Below are 20,338 nucleotides of genomic sequence, written 5' to 3'. Positions count from 1 at the left end.
AACAAGGACATCATCATGGCCTCGGACATGGCCAGGATGAAGCACCAGGCGATCGTCGGGAACATCGGCCACTTCGACAACGAGATCGACATGGCGGGCCTCGCCAGGACCCCCGGCATCGTCAAGGACGAGGTCAAGCCGCAGGTGCACACCTGGACCTTCCCGGACGGCAAGGTGCTGATCGTGCTGTCCGAGGGCCGGCTGCTGAACCTGGGCAACGCGACGGGCCACCCGTCGTTCGTGATGTCCAACTCGTTCGCGGACCAGACGCTGGCCCAGATCGAGCTGTTCACCAAGCCCGACGAGTACCCGACCGGTGTGTATGTGCTGCCCAAGCACCTGGACGAGAAGGTCGCCCGGCTTCACCTCGACGCGCTCGGCGTCAGGCTGACCACGCTCCGCCCGGAGCAGGCCGAGTACATCGGCGTGCGGGCCGAGGGCCCGTACAAGCCGGACCACTACCGCTACTGATCCCCGCTCCCGGGCCCCGCGCCGGTCCGGCCGGTCTCCCGTCGCCCTCCCGGCGGCGGGTAATTCTGCTGTGTCCCAGGCCGGGACACCGCGTTCCGGTCAGGACCAGAAGCGACTTCCGGCCACCGGCGACCCTCCGCCGAAGGCCGGTGACACGATGTCGGCCGAGTCACTGATCCGCTCCGGCGGGGCGGCTTTCACGGGGGACGGGAGAGGCGGAGAGGGGGTGGACCCGCGTTGACAGAGGTGGACCCCCATGCGACTATTAAATAGTTCGCTACGTAATGAATTTGCCGTTCTTCGACGACGAGGCATGGCGAACCCGCCGGGCGGCCGAGCGCCGATCACTGGAGGAGAGTCTCAGTGCGCCGAGAATTACCTGACGTGCATGACGAGGGAGCCGGCCGGCTCACGCGAGTCGCCGTACTGGGCGGCAGCCTCTTCAGCAGGATCGAGACCGTCGCGGTGGTGTCCGGGGAAGAGGGCCTGCGCGCGGTCGGATGCACGGCCGATCCGGCCCATGTGCACCGGGCCGTCGCCGAACACCGCCCCCATGTCGTGGTCGTCCTCGACGACGCCGATGCCTCCCGCGTGGTCCAGGCGCTGGCCGGCAGCACGCCCAGGCCGCGGATCCTGGTGGTCTCGGCGTCCCGGCGGCGTACCGGGACCGGGGCCACCGGGGAGAGCGGCCCGGACCTGTACGTCAACCGGGTCGACCGCGCGAGCCTGATCCCGGCGATCCGGCTGGTCAGATCCGGCTACCAGGTGGCCGCCGGCCGGCCGGAGGCCGCGCCCAGCGTGCCGCCGCAGCGGCGATCCGACGTCCAGCGCCGCTTCGACCAGCTCACCGCCCGGGAGACCGAGGTCGTCCAGCTGATGCTCCGCGGCTGGAGCAACGACGAGATCGCGGCGGCGCTGGAGCTGAGCAGGGCCACGGTCAAGAGCCATGTGCACAGCCTCATGGGCAAGCTGGCCCTGAACAGCCGTATCGATGTGATCACCCTGGCCTACCGCACCGGCCTGGTGCGACCGGGCGGCTCGATGGCCGCCGCACTTCCCGGCACCGCCCGCACCACCGGCAGCGTGGCCTGACACCCGATCCGAGCCCGAAGCAACAGAGATGAGCGAGATCATGTCCACATCCACTCGTCCCAAGGTGTCCGCGTTCCAGAAGTTCGGGAACAAGATGATGGAGCTGTTCCACAGCATGGGCATGCCGGTCGGCCCCATGCACCTGCTGCGGGTCAGGGGCCGGCGGTCGGGACGGGAGTTCACCAACCCGGTGGCCCCGGTGAAGATCGACGGCACCATGTACATCCTCCAGGCGTTCCCCCAGTCCGACTGGGTGAAGAACGTGCGCGCGGCCGGTGAGGGCACCCTGGTGCGCGGCCGGAAGGCGGTGCCGGTCAAGCTGGTCGAGGTGCCGGTCGCCGAACGGGCGCCGATCGCCCGGCAGTTCCCGACCCAGGTCCCGATGGGCGCCGGCATCTTCGTGAAGAACGGAGTGGTCGCCGACAAGTCTCCCGAGAGCTTCGAGCGGGCGGCGCCCGGGATCCCGGTCTTCCGCGTCGTCCCCGTGTGACCGTCGCCCCCGTACGACCACGGAACCCGGGCCCGCCGGTGCGGGGCCCGGGTTCCGTCCCGTGCCGGGCGGACGGCCGCTACGCCGCCGTACGGATCTCGCACAGCGCGGCGCCCCGGGACACACTCGCCCCCACGGCGACGCCGACCCCGTGCACGACTCCCGCGCGGTGCGCCTTGATCTGCTGCTCCATCTTCATCGCCTCGATGACGAACAGCACATCGCCCTCGGCGACCCGGGCGCCCTCGACGGCGGCGATCTTGACGACGGTGCCGACCATCGGGCTGCTCAGCGCGTTCCCGCCGGCCGCGGCGGTGGCCGCCGCGGCGCGCTGCCTGCGGCGCGGTGCGCTGCCGCCACCGCCGGCCCGCCCGGCCGCCGGTCCGATCGCCGCGAGGGTCCCGGGCAGCGCCACCTCCAGGCGACGGCCGCCCACCTCGACGGTGTACGACAGCCGGCCGGCGCCGCCCGCGTCGTCCCCGGCGGCGGTGTCGCCGCCCTCCCACGGCGCGACGCGCACCGTGCAGTCGTCCGACTCCAGCCACCGGGTGTGCACGGCGAACCCGGTCTCCGGGTCCTCGGCGGTGAAGGCGGGGACGTCCAGCAGCTCCCGGGCCAGCGCGAGCGTCGTGGGCACGCCCTCGACGGTGAACTCCGCGAGGGCGCGCCGGGCCCGCGCCAGCGCCTGCCGGCGGTCCGCGCCGGTGACGATCAGCTTGGCCAGCATCGAGTCGAAGGCGCCGTCGACCACCGTGCCCGCCACCATGCCGGTGTCGACCCGGATGCCGGGACCGGCCGGCGGGCTCCAGCGCGTCACCGTGCCCGGCGTGGGCAGGAAACCGCGGCCCACGTCCTCGCCATTGACCCGGAACTCGATGGAGTGGCCCCGCCGCGGCACCGGGTCGGTGTACCCGAGCGGTTCGCCGCCGGCGATCCGGAACTGCTCCAGGACCAGGTCGATGCCGGTGATCTCCTCGGTGACCGGATGCTCCACCTGGAGCCGGGTGTTGACCTCCAGGAACGAGAGCGTGCCGTCCTCGCCCAGCAGGAACTCGCAGGTGCCCGCGCCCACATAGCCCGCCTCGGCGAGGATCGCCCGGGACGCCGACCGCAGCGTCTCCTCCTGCTCGGCGGTGAGGAAGGGCGCCGGCGCCTCCTCGATCAGCTTCTGGTGGCGGCGCTGCACCGAGCAGTCCCGGGTGGAGACCACCACCACGGTGCCGTGCCGGTCCGCCAGGCACTGCGTCTCCACGTGCCGCGCCCGGTCGAGATACTTCTCCACGAAGCAGTCGCCCCGGCCGAAGGCGGCGGCCGCCTCGCGCGAGGCGGACTCCAGCAGTTCGGGGATCTCCGCCAGCGTGCGGGCCACCTTCAGACCGCGACCGCCGCCGCCGTTGGCCGCCTTGATGGCCAGCGGCAGACCGTGCTGCCGGGCGAAGTCGAGCACCTCGTCGGGGCCCTCGACCGGCCGTTCGGTGCCGGGCGTCAGCGGGGCGTCCACCCGGCGGGCGATCTCCCGGGCGGCCACTTTGTCGCCGAGCCGCTCGATCGCCTCCGGCGGCGGCCCGATCCAGGTCAGCCCGGCGGCCGTCACCGCCCGCGCGAACTCCGCGTCTTCGGACAGGAAGCCGTACCCGGGATGGACGGCGTCCGCACCCGACTCGGCGGCCAGCGCCAGCAGTTTGCCGGCGTCGAGATAGGTGTCCGCGGCCGTGCTGCCGCGCAGCGCGAACGCCTCGTCGGCGAGCCGGGCGTGCGGCGCGTCCCGGTCCTGGTCCGCGTAGACGGCGACGGACCCGAGGCCCGCGTCCCGGCAGGCCCGGACGACCCGCACCGCGATCTCGCCCCGGTTGGCTATCAGTACCTTCTTCATGCGATCCGTTCCCTGTTCTGGACGGGGGCGTCCGCCACGGGGCGGCCCGCCCGGGTGTGTCCGGGCCCGGCGGAAACGGACCCGCCCCGGCGCACCCGGAGTGCCCGTACCACTCCGGGTCCGCCGGGGCCGGGTCCGCGGCGCCGGCTCACACGAGACATGTGCCGGCGACCGCCGCGGCGAAGCCCGCCACGGCGATCCAGGTGCGGCCCCGGTTGGCGCGGGCCCACCGGGCGCGGGTCTCGGCCCACCCCGGCGGGAGCCGGTCCGGCTCCCAGGTGTCGATGGACCGGTTGATCCGCACGTTGGACAGCTCCGAGACGAGCGCCACGCCGATCAGGCCCGCCTCCGCCACCGCGAACGCGCCCTTGGCGGCCCAGCCGGGCGCCAGCACGACCAGCAGCAGACCGGCCCCCAGCGCGACCTTGTCGACGGTGGGCATCAAGGGGTCGAACCGGGGGTCCAGCAGCCGGTGCACCTGCACGTACCGGCGGCCCGGCAGCTGAGCCAGCATGGGCACCACCGCGATCTCGACGGCCACCAGCACCCCGGCCAGCGCACCGCTGAGCAGGACGAGCAGCGCCGCCAGGAGGTCGACGTACACGACGAAACCGCCTCCCAGGGCTCAGTAGTCGAAGTTCATCATCAGGCGGTACGTGCCCTTCTTCGCGAAGGTGCCGAAGAACGCGCGCATGAACAGGTCGCGCGCCCCGCAGGCCAGCGAGCTCTGCCACTTGCCGAGTTCGCCGATGCGGTACGCGCCGCGCACCATCGACTCCACCCGCTGCCTGCGCAGGCTCTCGTACCTGGCGAGCGCGGTGGGCAGGTCCGGCTCGCGGGCCAGCAGCCCGGACAGCACGGCGCCGTCCTCGATGGCCTGGCCGGCGCCCTGGCTGAGGTTGAGCGTCATGGCGTGCGCCGCGTCCCCGACCAGCACCACCCGGCCGTGGCTCCACGCCCGGTCCCGGGCCGGCGGCCGGTCCGCGATGTCGATGGGCAGGATGGCGTCCTCGCGGGTGGCCGCCAGGATGCGCGGGATGGGGTCCTGCCAGTCGGCGTACGTCTCCCGCATCACCTGGCGCTTGTCCTTGCGGAACATGTCGAACGGGGTGCTCGCCGCGTCCGAGGTGATGGCGTCCCAGTAGACCTCGCGGTCGTTGAGCCGGCAGTACAGGAAGCGCAAGCCGCCCTTGCCCCACAGGTTGAAGAAGGTCCCGCTGGGCACGAGGTCCTCGCCGGGCAGCTCGGCGATGGCCTGCCAGGCGGTGTACCCGGCGTAGCGGGGCGGCAGGTCGTGGCCGTGCCGCAGGGTGCCGCGCACCGCCGAGCGCATGCCGTCGGCGCCGATCAGCACGTCGGCGCGCTCCTCGGAGCCGTCCGCGAACCGGGCCGTCACCCCGTCCGGGTCCTGCTCGAAGCCGACGCACTGGGCGCCCATCACCACCGTGTCACCGGCCTCCTGGAGCAGCAGGGAGTTCAGGTCGGAGCGGCGCAGCGCCACGGCGGGCGCGCCGATCCGGGCCGCCTCCGGGGCGATCGCCCAGCGGGCCAGCGTACGGCCGTTCGCGGACCGGAACTCGTGGAAGTCGATGTCCGAACTGACCTTGCTCACCTGGTCGTCGAGGCCCAGTTTGCGCAGCGCGACGAAGGCGTTGTGCCACAGCATGAAGCCGCCGCCGGTCAGCAGCCGGCTCGGCTCGGTGCGGCGCTCGAACACCTGGACGTCGACGCCGGCCTGGCGCAGGCCGATCGCCGTGGTGAGGCCGCCGATGCCGGCGCCGATCACCACAGCCTTCTGGACGGGCATGGTGCTCCTCTCAACCGGCCGCGGGCGGAACGCGCGGCGTCTGGTAGGACTCGAGGGTGGCCCGCACCTCGTGTACGGACCGCTGGAAACTGTCGGCCCAGAACGGGAACATGGCGGCCGACTGCCGCATGTGCTCCGGGTCGTCGGCCCAGGCGCGGAACCGCTCCTCGTCCTCCCACTCGGCGAGCAGCGAGTACTTGGTCGGGTCCGCGGCGTCGCGCAGCAGCGCGTCGCGGATGTGGCCGGGGGTGCCGCGGACCTTGCTGGTGACGTCGAGGTACGCCGCCTCGAAGGCGTCGAAGTCCTCGGGCTTGATGGTGGCGGTCATGATGACGCGGATGGTCATGCCGTGCCTTTCTCCGTCGCGGGGGCGGTGGGGGTGGCGGCGCCGATGTGCGCGACCACCTCGTAGAGGGACTTGGCGGCCGACTCCCGCAGCAGGTCCAGCGCGGCGGAGAGCGCCTTGCGGTCCTCGCTGTCCTGGTAGCGGGTCAGTTCCTCGCGCGAGGACCAGTCCGCGGTGATGGTGTACCGCAGCGGGTCGGCGGGCTCCCGCAGCATGGTCTGGCCCAGTGAGCCGGGATAGCGGCCGGCCACCACGGCGGCGGCCCGCCAGGTGCGTTCGAACTCCTGCGCCTGGCCCGGCCGTACCCGCATGTCGAGGACGGTGCGGATCATGTGTGCCTCCAGCCGCCCGGGCTGTGCGCGGTGAACGGCTGCCAGGTGGGGCGCGCGACCGGCCGCGGGCGCGGCTGCTCGGGCGCGCCGCCGAGCCGGGCGAGCAGCACCAGCAGCGCGGCCGTCTCGTGCGCGTCGGGGGTGCCGCGCAGGATGCGCACCGGTCCGGCGGCGGGTCCGGGCTCGCTCACGCGTTCCACGAGTAGAACTCCTCGGCCATCGCGTCGGCGGGGCCGCGCCAGGTGAGCGGGTCGTAGGCGCCGATGTGCGGCTTGAGCTTCTCGTTGACGTCCTGGAAGAGGGGGTGGCCGCGTACTTCCTCGATCCGGCCGCCGACGCGCTCCTCGGAGCCGATCAGCTGGAAGTACAGGCCCTGGTACCGGAAGAGCCTGCGGTGCTTCACCCCCACCAGGTGGGGCAGGTCGGTGGCGTCGGACTCGGCCCAGACGCCGGCCACCCGCTCACTGTCCTCGGGGGCCATGCGGGCGACGATCAGCGTGTACTGCATGAGCGCTCCTGTCCATGTTTCGTCCATGTCCGGCCGGCCGGCGGCCCGGACTCAAGTGATTAGGTTGCTGGCTAACGTTTTCGGCTATGGTGACCCCAGGGCTGCCGCCGCAATCCCCCGTCGGCGGCAGCCCTGTCCTGCTCGGACTCCGTGCTGCCGGGCGCGGTTACACGGTGGTCAGGCCGGCCCGCTCGCGGACCCGGCCGCGGATCAGCGCCATCTGGAGCGCCGAGTTGGTGGTGATCCGGGCCGTCATCGCCGCGGTGTCCACCGGAGCCTGCGGCTTCATCCGGAAGTCCTGCGTCCAGCGCATCTCGACCCCGCCCTCGACCTCGCGGTAGGTCCAGACGATGTCCATGAACTCGAACGGCCCGGTCTCCACACGGCGCGCCCGCACCGTCCCCGCCTCGCGGTCCAGCGTCCGCTCCGAGACCCAGCTCCACACGGTGCCGTTCTCGTCGGGGTGCATGCTGAGCCGGAAGGTGACGGTGTTCCCGGCCGTCTCCAGGATCTCGGCGGCGGCGTACTCGCTGAACAGGCCCGGCCAGGCGGCGACGTCGTTGGTCTGCCGCCACACCTCGTCGAACGGGGCGTCGATGACGATGCTCTGCTCGGTGTGGCCCGCCCGCAGCAGCCCCTCGTCCACCAGCCGCCGGTTGATGCCGAGCAGCAGCTCGAAGGGGGTGCGGGTGCCGTCGGCGCCGCTGTCCGGCTCCAGGCCGAGGCGCAGCTCCAGTTCGGAGACGACACCGAGACCGCCCAGCGAGTCGACGCCGAGGGACTCGAAGGTGACGGCGGGGTCGAGCAGGTCGGCCGCGCCGATGCCCGCACCGGAGGCGCGGTTGATCAGCTCGGCGTATTCGTCCAGGGTGATCACGGAGGTGGTCACGGCGGTACCTTTCTGTCGGGACGGTGGTGAGGTCCGTACGGTGGTGAGGCCCGTACGGTGGTGAGGTCCGTACGGCAGTGAGGTCCGTACGGTCTAACGGGCCTTGATGACGACCGCGGCGTTGAAGCCCTCGAAGCCGCGGGCCAGCACCAGGGCGGTGCGCACCGGGGCCTCGCGGGTCTCGCGGACCAGGTCCAGGCCGATGCCGGGGGCGAGTTCGGCGGTGCCGGGGGTGCCCGGCACGACGGAGTCCCGCACGGACAGCAGCGCCATCGCCACGTCCAGCGGCGCCCCGCCCGCGTGCAGCCGGCCCACCAGGCACTTGGGCACCGTCACCGGCACTCGCCCGGCCCCGAACACCGCGTTGATCGCGTCGGCCTCCGCCCGGTCGGCCGCCGGCACGCCGAGTCCGTCGGCGAAGACCACGTCGACGTCGGCGGGGTCGACCCGGGCGTCGGCCAGGGCCCGTACGATGGCGCGGCGCAGCCCGGGTTCCCGCCCGGAGCCGGGACGCGGGTCGAAGGTGGCCGCGTACCCGGCGAGCACCCCGTACCCCTTCTCGGCGTCCCGGGCCCGCAGGGTGTCCTCGGCCTCGACGATGAAGATCGCCCCGCCCTCCCCGGCCACATACCCGTCCGCCCCGGCGTCGAACGGACGGTAGGCGCGCGCCGGGTCCCGGCTGCCGGTCATCAGGTGCGCCGAGGTGTGGCAGGCCAGCGCGTAGGGACCGAGCGGCGCGTCGGTGCCGCCGGTCACCACCATCGACGCGTCGTCGCGCAGCGCGCGCCGGGCCTGCCCCAGCGCGTCCAGACCGCCGGCCTGCTCGCCGACCAGCACCCCGCAGGCGCCCTTCATGCCGTGCCGGATGGAGATCTGGCCGGTGGTCGCCGCGTAGAACCAGGCGATGGACTGGTAGGGGCCCACGAACCGGGAGCCCTTGTCCCACAGCTTCTGGATCTCGCGCTGGCCGAACTCGTTGCCGCCCGAGGAGGTCGCGGTGATCACGGACATCTCGTACTCGTCGAGCCGCGCCGGGTCGATGTCCGCGTCCTGGAGGGCGCGTTCGGCCGCGACCAGGCCGAACTGCGTCCACCGGTCGGTCTGGACCATCAGCCGTCCGTCGATGGTGTCCCGGGGCGCGAAGTCGGTGACCTCGCCCGCCACATGGACCGGATAGCCGGAGGCGTCGAAGGACCGGACCGGTCCGATGCCGCTGACGCCGTTGAGCGTCGCGTCCCAGAACTCCTTGGTGGTGGAGCCGTTGGGGGCGATGACTGACACACCACTGAACACGGTGCGACGGTTCATGGTCATTCCGTCACTTCCTGGTTCCCGGCCTGGCCAGCAGCATCGCCGACTGGAAGCCGCCGAATCCGCTGCCCACGCTCAGCACGATGTCGTTGACGTGTCCGCGCGCGGACAGCGGCACGTAGTCCAGGTCGAGTGCCGGGTCCTGCTCGCGCAGATTGGCGGTGGGCGGCACGACGTCGTGCTCGATCGCCAGCGCGCAGGCGGCGGCCTCCAGCGCCCCGATGGCGCCCAGCGAGTGCCCGATCATCGACTTGATCGAGCTGACCGGGACGCCGTACGCCGCCTTCCCCATGGACTTCTTCAGCGCGGCCGTCTCGTGCCGGTCGTTCTGCGCCGTCCCCGAACCGTGCGCGTTGACGTAGCTGATCAGGTCCGGGGTGATGCCGGCCCGCTCCATGGCGACCTCGATCGCCTCCGCCATGTCCAGCCCGTCGGGCTTGAGCCCGGTCATGTGGAAGGCGTTGCTGCGCTGCGCGAACCCGATGATGTCGGCGTAGGCGTGCGCGCGGCGGCGGGCCGCGTGCGCCCGGCTCTCCAGCACCAGGACGGCCGCGCCCTCGCCGAGCACGAACCCGTCTCGGTCCTTGTGGAAGGGGCGGGAGGCGTGCGCGGCGTCGCCGTTGTTGCGCGAGGTGGCGCCGATCGCGTCGAAGCAGGCGACGGTGATCGGGGAGATCGGCGCGTCGGTGGCACCGGCGATCACCACGTCCGCCGACCCCTCCGAGATCAGCTGGACGCCGTGGGCGACCGCGTCCAGGCCCGAGGTGCAGCCGGTGGACACCACCGTGGACGGTCCCTCCGCGTCCGCCGCCCAGGCCACCTCCACCGCGAGGGTGCTCGGGATCAGCGCCCGGTAGAGGTGCTCGGTGGCCAGTTCGGGCGCCACCTCCCACTTCTTGCCGCGCTCGCTTACCACCACGTACTCGTCCTCCAGCCGGGTGGTGCAGCCGACCGCGCTGCCGATGCTGACCCCGGTGCGCTCCGGGTCCGCGCCGCCCGCCGCGAGGCCGGCGTCCGCGAGCGCCTCGCGGGCGGCGACCACCGCGAACTGGGCGGCCCGGTCCATGCGCGCCACCTCGTCCGGGGTGAGCCCGCAGGCCGCCGGATCGAAGTCGACCTCCGCCGCGATCCGGGACTGGAACCCGGTGGCGTCGAACAGGGTGATGCCCCGGGTGGCGGTGCGGCCCGCCGTCAGCAGGTCCCAGTAGGCGTCCCGGCCCACCGCACCGGGCGCGACCACGCCGATGCCGGTGACCAGGGCACCCCAGCGGTCCGTGTCCGTCGAGCTCATCGAGGCTCTCCCGCGGGCGCCAGCTCCGGGCGGGGCAGGTCCTCGGTGTCGACGTGCCCGAGGTCGGGGCGGGGGGCCAGCGGGCCCAGGTGGTACATCAGCTCGGCCGGCTCCGCGCCGCGGTTCTCCAGCCGGTGCCGGGCCTTGATCGGCACCAGGAAGCCCTCCCGCGCGGACACCTCGGTCTCCCGCCCGTCCAGGCGCAGCACGATGGTGCCGGCGAGCACGTACACGAACTCCTCCGAGTACGGGTGGTAGTGCTCGCTGATGTACTCGCCGGGCTCCAGCCGGGCATGGCCCATGAAACCGCTGGTGGCGCCGACGTTGCCGGGGCCGAGCAGGGTGCGCAGGGCGCCGCCGCGGTGCAGGTTGACCGGCACCTCGTCGAACGCGACCTTGCGGGGCGCGGTCCGCGGCTCTCCGGTGATCTCGTGGCTCATGGCTGTTGTCTCCTGTGGGTGTCGGAATCCGGTCACAGCGGTGAGTTGCCGTGCTTGCGCTTGGGCAGGTCGACGCGCTTGGAGCGGAGCATGCGCAGCCCCTGGTGGATCGCCGACCGGGTCTGCCGCGGGTCGATGACGTCGTCGACCAGGCCGCGCTCGGCGCCGTAGTAGGGGTGCATCAGCGTGCGCTGGTACTCCTCCACCAGCTGCCGCCTGGTCTCCTGCGGGTCCTCGGCCGCCAGGATGGCCCGGCGGTGGATGACGTTGGTCGCGGCCTCCGCGCCCATGACCGCCACCTCGTTGGAGGGCCAGGCCAGCGAGAGGTCGGTGCCGATGGACCGCGAGTCCATGACGATGTACGCGCCGCCGTACGCCTTGCGCATCAGCACCTGGACGCGGGGCACCGTCGCCTCGCAGTAGGCGTAGAGCAGCTTGGCGCCGTTGCGGATGATGGCGTTGTGCTCCTGGTCGACACCGGGCAGGAAGCCGGGCACGTCCACCAGGGAGACCAGCGGGATGTTGAACGAGTCGCAGAACCGGATGAACCGGGCCGCCTTCTGCGAGGCGTCGATGTCCAGCACGCCGGCCAGCACCAGCGGCTGGTTGGCGACCAGACCGACGACCTGCCCGCCGATCCGGGCCAGACCGATCACGATGTTGCCCGCCCACGCCTCCTGGAGCTCCAGGAACTCGCCGTGGTCGACGATCTCCTCGATCACCCGGCGCACGTCGTAGGGCTGGTTGGGGGAGTTGGGCACGATGTCGAGCAGACCGTCGCACGGCCGGTCGACGGGATCGTCGCTGTCCGCCTCCGGCGGGAACTCCCGGTTGTTCTGCGGCAGGAACGACAGCAGCCACCGCAGTTGCTCGAACGCGTCGTCCTCGTCGTCGTGGACGGACGTCGCCTGTCCCGAGCGGGCGTGCACCTCGGCGCCGCCCAGCCCCTCGAAGTCGATCTCCTCGCCGGTGACCGCCTTGATCACGTCCGGGCCGGTCACGTACATGCTCGCCGTGCCGCGCACCATCAGGACGAAGTCGGTGAGCGCGGGGGAGTAGGCGGCGCCGCCCGCGCAGGGCCCGAGCATCACGCTGATCTGCGGGATCACCCCGGACGCCTGGACGTTGCGGCGGAAGATGCCGCCGTAGCCCGCGAGGGCCATGACGCCCTCCTGGATGCGGGCGCCGGCCCCGTCGTTGAGGCCGATCAGGGGAGCGCCGGCGCGCTCCGCGAGATCCATCACCTTGTGGATCTTGGCGGCGTGGGCCTCGCCGAGGGAGCCGCCGAAGATCCCGAAGTCATGGGCGTACACGAAGACCTGACGGCCCTCGACGGTGCCCCAGCCGGTGACCACGCCGTCGGTGTACGGGCGCTTGGCGTCCATGCCGAAGTCGGTCGCGCGGTGCCTGCGCAACATCTCCAGCTCGTTGAAGGACCCCTCGTCCAGCAGCCGCGCGACGCGCTCCCGCGCGGTCGACTTGCCGAGCCGGTGCTGCCGTGCCGCGGACTCCGCGTCGAGCCCCTCCACCACCCGCTGCCGGATGACGGCGAGTTCCGCCGTACGGTCGGCCAGGCCCTCGGCCGGCAGCTCCCGCGGGACGCCCTCCTGGGCCGGGCGCACATCCTTGACGGCGGTGCCATGCCGCTCCACTTCCGACACGCCACTCACGCTCCCTCCAGCTGACCTGCTCACGCGTCCGGCCACGGTCGGCCGGTACTCGTCGGAGTCTGCTGCCGGGGAAAAAAGTCCCTGTGAGGCGAACGCAAAGCCGCCGGGGCGGGCCGCCTGCTTATTGGCCGCTTTACCGGAACCCGCAACGGCGCTCCCGATACTCGTCGCATCCCAACGGCCCCGAGAAAGGGACGGACTGTGACGGCTACGCGTGGACGCGTCGTCCAACTGGACGGCGTCAAGCCCATCAAATGGGCGGGCGAGACGGGGCGCTGGCTGCTCCGCGGTGAGGACACCGGCGGTCTCTACTCGTTCTTCGAGGTGACGTCGCCCCCGGGCGGCGGCCCGCCGCTGCACATCCACGAGGACGTCGACGAGTCGTTCTACGTGATCGAGGGCGAGTACGAGATCGAGCTGGACGGCGAGAAGCACAAGGCCACGCCGGGCAGCCTGGTGTACGGGCCGCGCGGGGTGGGCCACGCCTTCGTCAACACCTGGAACCGGCCCAGCAAGATGCTGTGCATCGCCACGCCGGGCGGGGTGGAGGACTGGTTCGAGGAACTGGGCGGGCTGATCGACGGCCAGGGCCCGCCGGACTGGGAGAAGATGCAGGCCCTCGCGACGAAACACCACATCGTGGGCTTCCGCCCGCAGCGGGGCCCGCTGGCGGCGGGACCCGGCGGGCCGGGTGGACGGCCCGGCGGCCCCGGAGGACCGGGCGGCGGGCGCCCGGGGGGTGCGGCTCCCGGCGGTGCGGCCACCGCGGGCGGTCCCGGCGCAGGCGGGCGTCCCGGGGGGCCGGGTGGGCCGGGCGCGGCCGGGGGACCTGCGGGTCCTGGTGGGCCGGCCGGCCCGGGGGGCGCGGCTGCTGCCGGTGGTTCGGGTGGTTCCGGCGTGGTCGGCGGCCCCGGAGGGCCGGGTGGCCAGAGCGCGGCCGAGGGCTCCGGGCGTCCCGGTGGGCCGGGTGGTTCCGGGCCCGTCGGCGGGAGGGGCTAGCGGATGGCCCAGGACTCGGCCACGATCCTCGCCGAGACGGTCGCGGGCGTCTGCGTCGTGCTGGTGGCGGGATCGGTACTGGTCCCGCTGCTGCGGCGGCTGCGACAGCCGCCCGTGATCGCCGAGATCCTCGCGGGCATCGCGCTCGGCCCGAGCCTCCTGGGCCTGTTCCCGGGAGAGCTGCCGGATCTGCTGTTCCCGCCCGAAACCCGCGCCGGACTGTCCGCCATCGCCCAGATCGGCATCCTGCTGTTCATGTTCCTGATCGGCTGGGAGATCGATCTGCGGCAGATCCGCACCCACCGCAACGCGGTCCTCGGGATCTCCCTGTCGGCGATCGCCGTACCGTTCGTGACGGGCGTGGCGCTGGCCGGCTGGCTGTACGGCCACCACGACCGGGTCGCCGGACAGCACGTCGGACAGACGCCCTTCGTGCTGTTCGTGGGCACCGCGATGGCCATCACCGCGTTCCCGGTGCTGGCCCGGATCATCCTCGAACACCGGCTCCAGCACACCCGGGTGGGCATCCTCGCGCTGGCCAGCGCCGCCGTCGGCGACGCCCTCGCCTGGTGCATGCTCGCGTTCGTCTCGGTGGTGGCGGTCTCCACCGGCTCCGGCCACGTCTACACGGTGATCGGCGGCACGCTGCTGTACGCCGTCGCCCTCACGGCCGTGGTGCGCCCGGCGCTGCACAGGGTGATCAGGGCGATGACACGGAACGACGTGGTCTCACCCCGGCTGCTGCCGCTGATCGCGGCCGGCGCCCTCGGGTGCGCCTTCGTCACGCACTGGATCGGACTCGACGCGATCTTCGGCGCGTTCACCTTCGGCCTGATCATGCCGCGCTCCTCGATGAAGCTGCTGAAGTCGTCGGTGAGCGTGCCGTTCGAACACATCACGACGCTGCTCATGCCGATCTTCTTCATCACCACCGGCCTCGCGGTCGACGTCACCCAGCTCGGCGGCGCCGGGGCGCTGGAGCTGGCCGCCGTCGTGGCCGTCGCCTGCTTCGGCAAACTGGCCGGCGCCACCGGGGCCGCCCGGGTGGCCGGCCTGACCTGGAAGGAGTCCTCGGTCATCGGCGTACTGATGAACACCCGGGGACTCACCGAACTGATCATCCTGAACGCCGGGGTCAGCATGGGCGTCCTGGACCAGCGGATGTTCACCATGATGGTGCTGATGGCACTGGTCACCACCGCCCTGGCCGGCCCGCTGGTCCCCCGCAAGTCCTACGCGCGCGCCGCCGCCGACCTGCCGCTGCCCGAGACGGCCCTGCCGCGCACCAAGTGACGGCCCGTATCCCTCGACGCCCCGCTGGAGACCGAGATGCCCTATCCCTACCGAAGTGCCTTCGTGACCGGAGCGTCGAGCGGCATCGGCGCGGAGTTCGCCGCCGGGCTGGCCCGCCGCGGCGTCGACCTGACCCTGGTCGCCCGCCGCGAGGACCGGCTCAAGCAACTCGCCGCCGACCTGGCCGACGCGCACGGCGTACGGGTCGACGTACTCGCCCTCGACCTCGGGGACGACTCCGGCCTCCAGACGGCGTGCGAGCGGCTGCGCGAGCCGGGGGAGCGCGCCGTCGACCTGCTGGTCAACTGCGCCGGTTACGGCTCGACGGGCTACTTCCGAGACCTGTCCCTGGCCCGGGAGACGCACCAGATCCGGGTCAACCTGCTGGCCCCGGTGGCGCTCACGCACGCCGCCCTCGGGCCGATGACCGAGCGCCGGCACGGCGGCGTCCTCAACGTCTCCTCCATCGTGTCGGGACTGCCGATGCCGAAGTCCGCGGTGTACGGCGCCGCCAAGGCGTTCGTCGGCTCGTTCGGGGAGAGCCTGTACCTGGAGGCGCGCGGCAGCGGGGTGCACGTCACCACCGTGCGCACGGGGCTGGTGCGCACCGAGTTCCACGAGGCCGCGGGGCTGGACACGGCCGGCCTGCCCAAGATGGCCTGGCTGACGCCCGGGCAGGTGGTGGAGCCGTCCCTGAAGGCGGTCGCCAAGGGCCGCCCGTTCGTCACACCCGGGGCCATGAACCGGATGCAGCCCTACTTCCTGAGCGCCACACCGCGGCCACTGCTCCAGGCGGTGGTGCGGCGGATGTACCGCGTCTGACCGCCCCCCCCGGTACACCGAAGCGGGCCCCGGCACACCAGGTGCCGGGGCCCGCTGCGGCGTACGGCTACTCCCGCCGGGCCAGCGGCGCGGCCGTGGCCCGCGCACCGCTGACAACGGTGTCCTCCAGGTCCACCAGGCCCAGTTCCAGCGCGAAGATGACCAGGCACAGCCGGTTGCGCAGGCCCAGTTTCCGCATCAGCCGCTGGACGTGCGAGCGCACGGTGTTGACGCTCACCCACAGCAGGTCCGCGATCTCGGTGTTGTCCCGGCCGGAGCCGATCAGCGCGAGCACCTCGCGTTCCCGCTCCGACATCACGCTCAGCGTGGCCCGCGCGTCGCGGTTCACCGTCCACTCGAAGGCCAGGTGCCCCGAGCTGAGCTGATCGCAGTGCAGCACCTCCTCCGCCATGACGGTGCAGCCCTGCGCCACCAGGAGGGCCGCGTCGGCCAGCTCCCGGTCCGGCGCGGTGCTCAGCACGATGCCGCGGGCACCGAACCACATGGCTCCGGACAGCTCCCGGAACGGCTCGTCGGCCACGAACAGCGTCGGCGCGTGCGAGACGGACGGCTGGGCGGACGGGTGGGACGTGAACCGGTGCGCCAGCATCATGCTGTCCCGGTCGACGGCGGCCACCACGAGATCCACCCGCGGGGCCGGCTGTCCCTGGCCCGGCAGTACCTCGAACTCGCCCAGTGCGACAAAACGTTCGTGCAGAGTGCGGCGTCTGACATCGTCATTTCCCATGACGCGCACGGATATCAATGACTCCCCCTGATCATCGACGGTTGCGCCGGCCTCGACGCGGGACGCGGACGCGCTACCTCCTCACCGCCCGTCGGACACCCGCCTTCTCGAGCCTCGGCAGCACCTCGGCCGAGAAGTACTCGAGTTCGCCAAGATAGTCGACGAACGACAGTGCGAGGCCGGAAACGCCCGCTTCGGCGAACGACACGATGCTGTCAGCTATCTCATCCGGCGTACCCACCAGCGGAAAGCCACCGTGTCCGGCCGCGAAGCGCGGACGGAACAGGTCTATTTGCGCTTGGCTAAACGACTGGGGGCTGATGCCCTGGCCGCTCATGACGGTGTCGACGCCCGCCCAGTCGGCGTTCTCCTCGGCGTAGTAACGCAGATACTCCTCGGCCTCGGCGCGGGTGGGCCGGCACACCACATAGGCGTTGGAGAGCACGCCGATCCGCGGCCGGCCGGCCCGCGCCGCGGCCTCCTCGACGCTGTCGACCAGGGCCCGGCCCCGCCGCGGATCGAAGGTGGCGGTCAGCAGGAAGTCGGCGTTGCGGGTGGCGAAGGCGCGGCCGGCCGGGGAGACGGCGGCGTTGATGACCGGCAGCCGGCCGGCGGCCGGCCGGGGACTGGTGCCGAGGCCGCGCAGGCCGGGGAAGAACTCGCCGTCGTGGTCGAAGGGTTCGTCCTCGCTCCACAGCCGGCGCACCACGTCCCACCACTCCTGGGCGTGGGCGTACCGCTGCTCGGGGCTGCCCGGCAGGTCGAGGCCGAACGCCTCGTACTCCGCCTGGTACCACCCGGCGACGATGTTGAGCCCGGCCCGGCCGCCGCCGATCCGGTCGAGGGTGGCCAGCTGCTTGGCGGCGACCACCGGGGGCAGCAGCGCGCTGTGCACGGTGGCGAAGACGCGGACGCGTTCGGTGGCCGCGAGCAGGCCGGCGGCCCAGGTGATGGTCTCCAGCACGCTGTCGTGGAAGGTGGTGCCGGGCCAGCCGATCCAACGGCCCACCGGCAGCAGGAAGTCGATGCCGGTCCGGTCGGCCAGCCGGGCGAGCCGGAGGTTGTCGTCCCAGCTCCCCGACCAGCGTTCGGGGACGGTGGTGATGGCCAGGCCGGATGATGCGTTGGGCGCGAACAGCCCCAGCTTGAAGCCGCTCTCGGCGGACATCGCGTGTGCCATGGAACCCTCTCCGGATGCTCGGAAGCTCGACATGCCCCGCCGGGGCCCGGGGGAGCCTGGAGGGGCATGTTCACCGTGTCAGAGGGCGATTAAGGCACCGTAAGAGCTGGGCAGTGCCCGCGCGGAAGGGGCGGCCGTCGGTCAGCCGGTCCAGGTGCCGCGGGCCCGGTAGGCGGGCCCCCAGAGGGTCTTCATGGCCATCCGCATCGGCGCCGGCATGAAGGAGCGCACCCGCTGGAGGTTCTCCTCGGACGCCTCGTCCAGCAGCCACGGGAACAGCTCGGCGGCCCCGGTCGGACCGAGGCTCTCGCGCTGTACGGCGGTGAAGGCCCTCCACTCCTCGGCGGTGAGCGCCTCCGCGATGTACGGCAGGCCGTCCGCCTCCTCGTGCGCCAGGTGCGACTCCAGACACGCGGCGAGGTCGGCCACCGCCTCCTCGGCCCGGTCCGCGGGCACCAGCGGGTCGGTCAGCACGGCGTCCACCCGGGCCAGCAGCGGGTCCAGCCGTTCGTGCTCGGCCTCCAGCTCGGCCAGCGTGGCGAGGGTTTCGGGGCGGTGGGCGAGGCCCTTGACCATCCGGGGCCACAGGTCCCGGTCCTCGCCCTCGTGGTGGATGTGCAGCTGCGACCTGAAGATCTGCCAGCCGGTCGCCACCCGCTCGCGGGCCAGCGGGTCGTCGCCGGGACCGCGGCCGGCCGCGGCCCGCTCCAGCCGTCTGAGGTCCCGCCGGAAGGCGTCGTGGCTGACCAGCATGATGGTGAGGTCCACGTGGCTCTTGCCGTTCCTGGCCATCCTTGCGCTCCGTTTCGGTGTGCTGTGCCGGATGTGCGGGGACACGCCGATGGGCGGCCGGGAAGGGGAGGCCGGCCGCCCATCGGGGATCTCGTTCGGACCGGGCGGGGTCAGGCGAGCTTGCGCCCCACCACGGCCGTCGCGTGCGCGGGCAGGCGCAGGACCTGCTCGACCTCCAGGCCCGCCGCCGTCATCCAGGAGCGGCACTCGGCGGCCGTGTACTCGTTGCCGGCCGGGGACTGCATCATCATGGTGAGGCTCATCAGGAGGGTGTCGGCGTCCCGCCGGTCGTCGTCGATCATCGGGTCGTAGACGATGACGGCGCCGCCGGCCGGGATCCGCGCGGCGGCCTGCGCGATCAGGTCCTGCCGGGTGGCCACCGGGGTGTCGTGCAGCACGTTGCCGAAGATCACCACGTCCGCGCCGGGGATCTGGTCGACGTAGAAGTCACCGCCGTGGAACGACATGCGGTCGCGCACGCCGCGCTCGTCGGCCAGTTCCTCCAGGAACGGCCGCATCACCGGCCGGTCGAAGACTCCGCCGCGCAGCCGCGGGTGGGCCTGGAGCAGGGTGCCGGCCAGGTTGCCGCGGGCGCCGCCGATGTCCACGAAGGAGGTGTGCCGCGACCAGTCGTAGCGCTGGGCCAGCTCCGGGCCGATGGCGCCGTTGAGGCTGTCCATGGCGCTGAGGAACTGGCGCAGCCGCTGCGGGTCGCGGAAGATCTGCGCGAACGGGACCTTGCTCTTGTCCTGGCCGTGGGCGTCGCCGGTGCGCAGCATGTCCGCCAGCGTCTCCCAGCCGGCGCCCATGAAGTCCGTGGTCATCCGCAGGAAGCCGCCGACGTACCCCTGCTGGCCGGGGATCAGGTTGCGGGCGGCGGCCGGGCCGTTGGCGTACACGCCGGCGGCGTCGCGGGTGAGCAGGCCCAGCGCGGTCAGCGAGTCCAGGAAGTCGGGCACCCCGCGTTCGTGCAGACCCATGCGGTCCGCTATCTGCCCGGCGGTGCCGGACTCCTTGCTGAGCGCTTCGAACAGGCCCATCTCCATGGCCGTCATGAGCAGCTTGCTGCGCATGAACGACCAGCCGATCAGCATGATGTCGAACGCGTCGTCCAGCGGGGCGCCGGGCGCCGGCGAGATGGTCTTTTCCGAGGTGGTCATGGAAGTTTCCTTTCGGTTCACGGTCAGGCCGTCCACATGCCGACGTTTTCCAGCGCCGCCCGGTCGGAGTCCAGGACGATCCGGTGGACCAGGCGGAGGTCGTCACCCGGCTCGATGCCGAGTTCGTCCACGAGGCACTTCCTCGTGGTGCGGTACACCTGAAGGGCTTCGCCACTGCGGCCCGACAGGAAGAGGGCGACCATCAGCAGCGCGTGCAGACGCTCGTTGTAGGGATTGGCGGCGACCAGCTCGCGCAGCCGGGCGATGGCCTCGCCGCGGCGCCGGCCAAGGCGCACCTCCAGGGAGATGCGACCCTCCTCGACGCCGATCCAGGACTCCTCCAGGCGGGAGGCGGCGCTCTGCACCAGCATGCCTTCGCGCAGCCCCACCAGGGGCGCTCCGCGCCAGAGTTTCGACGCCTTCGAGAAATGCTGGAGCGCGGTTTCCGCGTCGTGGTTCTCCAGGGCCGCCATGGCGAGTTCGCGATGCCGGTCGAATTCGACGACGTCCAGCATTCCGTCGCCGATGGAAAGATAGTACCCCGGCGGTTCCCCGATGAGGAACAGATCGCTGCCGGCGCTGCTGCTGTGCAGCATTTTCCGGAGCTGCGAAATATAGACGCGCAGCGCCTGGAGTGCTGTACGGGGCGGGCCCTGCGGCCACAGTTCGTCGATGAGGGACTCGATGGAGAGAACCCGGTGGTGATTGACCAGAAGGGCGGCCAGAAGCGCACGGAGCTTGTGTGCCTGCGGGGTGAGAATACGATCCCCGTCGTGCACCTGCAATTGTCCCAGAAGCTTGAAACGCACGTTTACTTATCCCCC

Annotated in this window: 23 protein-coding genes; 6 read left to right on the top strand and 17 right to left on the bottom strand. The window is 72.1% G+C overall.

Annotation, left to right across the window (positions count from 1 at the left end; translation table 11 throughout):
• From AB0G32_RS12765 to AB0G32_RS12755, 3 genes are all read left to right on the top strand, one after another.
• On the top strand, positions 1–471 hold a 471-nt coding region (locus tag AB0G32_RS12765), incomplete at its 5' end, for an adenosylhomocysteinase (protein ID WP_361161974.1).
• A 384-nt stretch (positions 472–855) separates the two neighbouring features.
• A complete protein-coding gene (locus tag AB0G32_RS12760; RefSeq protein ID WP_361161972.1) occupies positions 856–1,563 on the top strand; it encodes a response regulator transcription factor in 708 nt (235 codons plus the stop codon).
• 40 nt (positions 1,564–1,603) lie between these two features.
• Complete coding sequence (locus tag AB0G32_RS12755) at positions 1,604–2,053, top strand: nitroreductase/quinone reductase family protein (protein ID WP_361161970.1); 450 nt, start codon at positions 1,604–1,606, stop codon at positions 2,051–2,053.
• 79 nt (positions 2,054–2,132) lie between these two features.
• On the opposite strand, the gene AB0G32_RS12750 is transcribed toward AB0G32_RS12755, so the two are convergent.
• The 12 genes from AB0G32_RS12750 to AB0G32_RS12695 all read right to left on the bottom strand — a co-directional run bounded on the left by AB0G32_RS12750 (position 2,133) and on the right by AB0G32_RS12695 (position 12,472).
• A complete protein-coding gene (locus AB0G32_RS12750) occupies positions 2,133–3,926 on the bottom strand; it encodes a biotin carboxylase N-terminal domain-containing protein (RefSeq protein WP_361161968.1) in 1,794 nt (597 codons plus the stop codon).
• A gap of 148 nt (positions 3,927–4,074) precedes the next feature.
• A complete protein-coding gene (locus tag AB0G32_RS12745; RefSeq protein ID WP_361161966.1) occupies positions 4,075–4,530 on the bottom strand; it encodes an anthrone oxygenase family protein in 456 nt (151 codons plus the stop codon).
• A gap of 21 nt (positions 4,531–4,551) precedes the next feature.
• On the bottom strand, positions 4,552–5,733 hold the full coding sequence (locus AB0G32_RS12740) for an FAD-dependent monooxygenase (protein ID WP_361161964.1): 1,182 nt from the start codon (positions 5,731–5,733) through the stop codon (positions 4,552–4,554).
• Positions 5,734–5,743: 10 nt separating this feature from the next.
• Positions 5,744–6,079: an antibiotic biosynthesis monooxygenase family protein gene (locus AB0G32_RS12735; RefSeq protein ID WP_361161961.1), complete on the bottom strand. Its 336-nt coding sequence runs from the start codon at positions 6,077–6,079 to the stop codon at positions 5,744–5,746.
• Positions 6,076–6,411, bottom strand: coding sequence for an antibiotic biosynthesis monooxygenase family protein (locus AB0G32_RS12730; protein ID WP_361161959.1), 336 nt, complete (start codon positions 6,409–6,411; stop codon positions 6,076–6,078). The genes AB0G32_RS12735 and AB0G32_RS12730 overlap by 4 nt, the downstream gene beginning before the upstream one ends.
• Positions 6,408–6,611, bottom strand: coding sequence for an acyl-CoA carboxylase epsilon subunit (locus tag AB0G32_RS12725; protein WP_361161957.1), 204 nt, complete (start codon positions 6,609–6,611; stop codon positions 6,408–6,410). The genes AB0G32_RS12730 and AB0G32_RS12725 overlap by 4 nt, the downstream gene beginning before the upstream one ends.
• Positions 6,599–6,919, bottom strand: coding sequence for a TcmI family type II polyketide cyclase (locus tag AB0G32_RS12720; protein WP_361161955.1), 321 nt, complete (start codon positions 6,917–6,919; stop codon positions 6,599–6,601). The genes AB0G32_RS12725 and AB0G32_RS12720 overlap by 13 nt, the downstream gene beginning before the upstream one ends.
• 166 nt (positions 6,920–7,085) lie before the next feature.
• Entirely contained in the window at positions 7,086–7,550 is a 465-nt protein-coding gene (locus AB0G32_RS12715; RefSeq protein ID WP_361162012.1) for an SRPBCC family protein, read from the bottom strand.
• 351 nt (positions 7,551–7,901) lie between these two features.
• The gene (locus AB0G32_RS12710; RefSeq protein WP_361161953.1) at positions 7,902–9,122 is read right to left on the bottom strand and encodes a ketosynthase chain-length factor; all 1,221 of its coding nucleotides are present in this window, start codon (positions 9,120–9,122) and stop codon (positions 7,902–7,904) included.
• A 4-nt stretch (positions 9,123–9,126) separates the two neighbouring features.
• Positions 9,127–10,410 carry a beta-ketoacyl-[acyl-carrier-protein] synthase family protein gene (locus AB0G32_RS12705; RefSeq protein ID WP_361161951.1) on the bottom strand — a complete coding sequence of 428 codons (1,284 nt, stop codon included), beginning with the start codon at positions 10,408–10,410 and terminating at the stop codon, positions 9,127–9,129.
• Positions 10,407–10,850, bottom strand: a complete 444-nt coding sequence (locus AB0G32_RS12700; protein WP_361161949.1) for a cupin domain-containing protein — start codon at positions 10,848–10,850, stop codon at positions 10,407–10,409. Before AB0G32_RS12700 ends, AB0G32_RS12705 begins: the two co-directional genes overlap by 4 nt.
• Positions 10,851–10,882: 32 nt before the next feature.
• Positions 10,883–12,472, bottom strand: coding sequence for an acyl-CoA carboxylase subunit beta (locus AB0G32_RS12695; RefSeq protein ID WP_361162010.1), 1,590 nt, complete (start codon positions 12,470–12,472; stop codon positions 10,883–10,885).
• 249 nt (positions 12,473–12,721) lie between these two features.
• Between AB0G32_RS12695 and AB0G32_RS12690 the strand changes: the two genes are divergently transcribed.
• The 3 genes from AB0G32_RS12690 to AB0G32_RS12680 all read left to right on the top strand — a co-directional run bounded on the left by AB0G32_RS12690 (position 12,722) and on the right by AB0G32_RS12680 (position 15,634).
• The gene (locus AB0G32_RS12690; RefSeq protein WP_361161947.1) at positions 12,722–13,519 is read left to right on the top strand and encodes a cupin domain-containing protein; all 798 of its coding nucleotides are present in this window, start codon (positions 12,722–12,724) and stop codon (positions 13,517–13,519) included.
• Between the two features lie 3 nt (positions 13,520–13,522).
• Positions 13,523–14,812 (top strand): cation:proton antiporter, encoded by a 1,290-nt coding sequence (locus tag AB0G32_RS12685; RefSeq protein ID WP_361161945.1) that lies wholly within the window; start codon positions 13,523–13,525, stop codon positions 14,810–14,812.
• A gap of 63 nt (positions 14,813–14,875) precedes the next feature.
• On the top strand, positions 14,876–15,634 hold the full coding sequence (locus AB0G32_RS12680; protein WP_361161943.1) for an SDR family oxidoreductase: 759 nt from the start codon (positions 14,876–14,878) through the stop codon (positions 15,632–15,634).
• 67 nt (positions 15,635–15,701) lie between these two features.
• On the opposite strand, the gene AB0G32_RS12675 is transcribed toward AB0G32_RS12680, so the two are convergent.
• From AB0G32_RS12675 to AB0G32_RS12655, 5 genes are all read right to left on the bottom strand, one after another.
• Entirely contained in the window at positions 15,702–16,382 is a 681-nt protein-coding gene (locus tag AB0G32_RS12675) for a response regulator transcription factor (RefSeq protein WP_361161941.1), read from the bottom strand.
• 73 nt (positions 16,383–16,455) lie between these two features.
• Complete coding sequence (locus AB0G32_RS12670; protein ID WP_361161939.1) at positions 16,456–17,562, bottom strand: LLM class flavin-dependent oxidoreductase; 1,107 nt, start codon at positions 17,560–17,562, stop codon at positions 16,456–16,458.
• A gap of 141 nt (positions 17,563–17,703) precedes the next feature.
• Positions 17,704–18,354 carry a hemerythrin domain-containing protein gene (locus AB0G32_RS12665; RefSeq protein WP_361161937.1) on the bottom strand — a complete coding sequence of 217 codons (651 nt, stop codon included), beginning with the start codon at positions 18,352–18,354 and terminating at the stop codon, positions 17,704–17,706.
• Between the two features lie 110 nt (positions 18,355–18,464).
• The gene (locus AB0G32_RS12660) at positions 18,465–19,514 is read right to left on the bottom strand and encodes a methyltransferase (RefSeq protein WP_361161935.1); all 1,050 of its coding nucleotides are present in this window, start codon (positions 19,512–19,514) and stop codon (positions 18,465–18,467) included.
• 23 nt (positions 19,515–19,537) lie between these two features.
• Entirely contained in the window at positions 19,538–20,323 is a 786-nt protein-coding gene (locus AB0G32_RS12655) for an AfsR/SARP family transcriptional regulator (protein WP_361161933.1), read from the bottom strand.
• Between the last annotated feature and the right edge of the window lie 15 nt (positions 20,324–20,338).

This window comes from Streptomyces sp. NPDC023723 (assembly GCF_040639815.1).
Classification (GTDB): Bacteria; Actinomycetota; Actinomycetes; order Streptomycetales; family Streptomycetaceae; genus Streptomyces.
The sequence above is the reverse complement of the archived record's forward strand: the minus strand, read 5'-3'. Positions and strand labels throughout refer to the sequence as shown.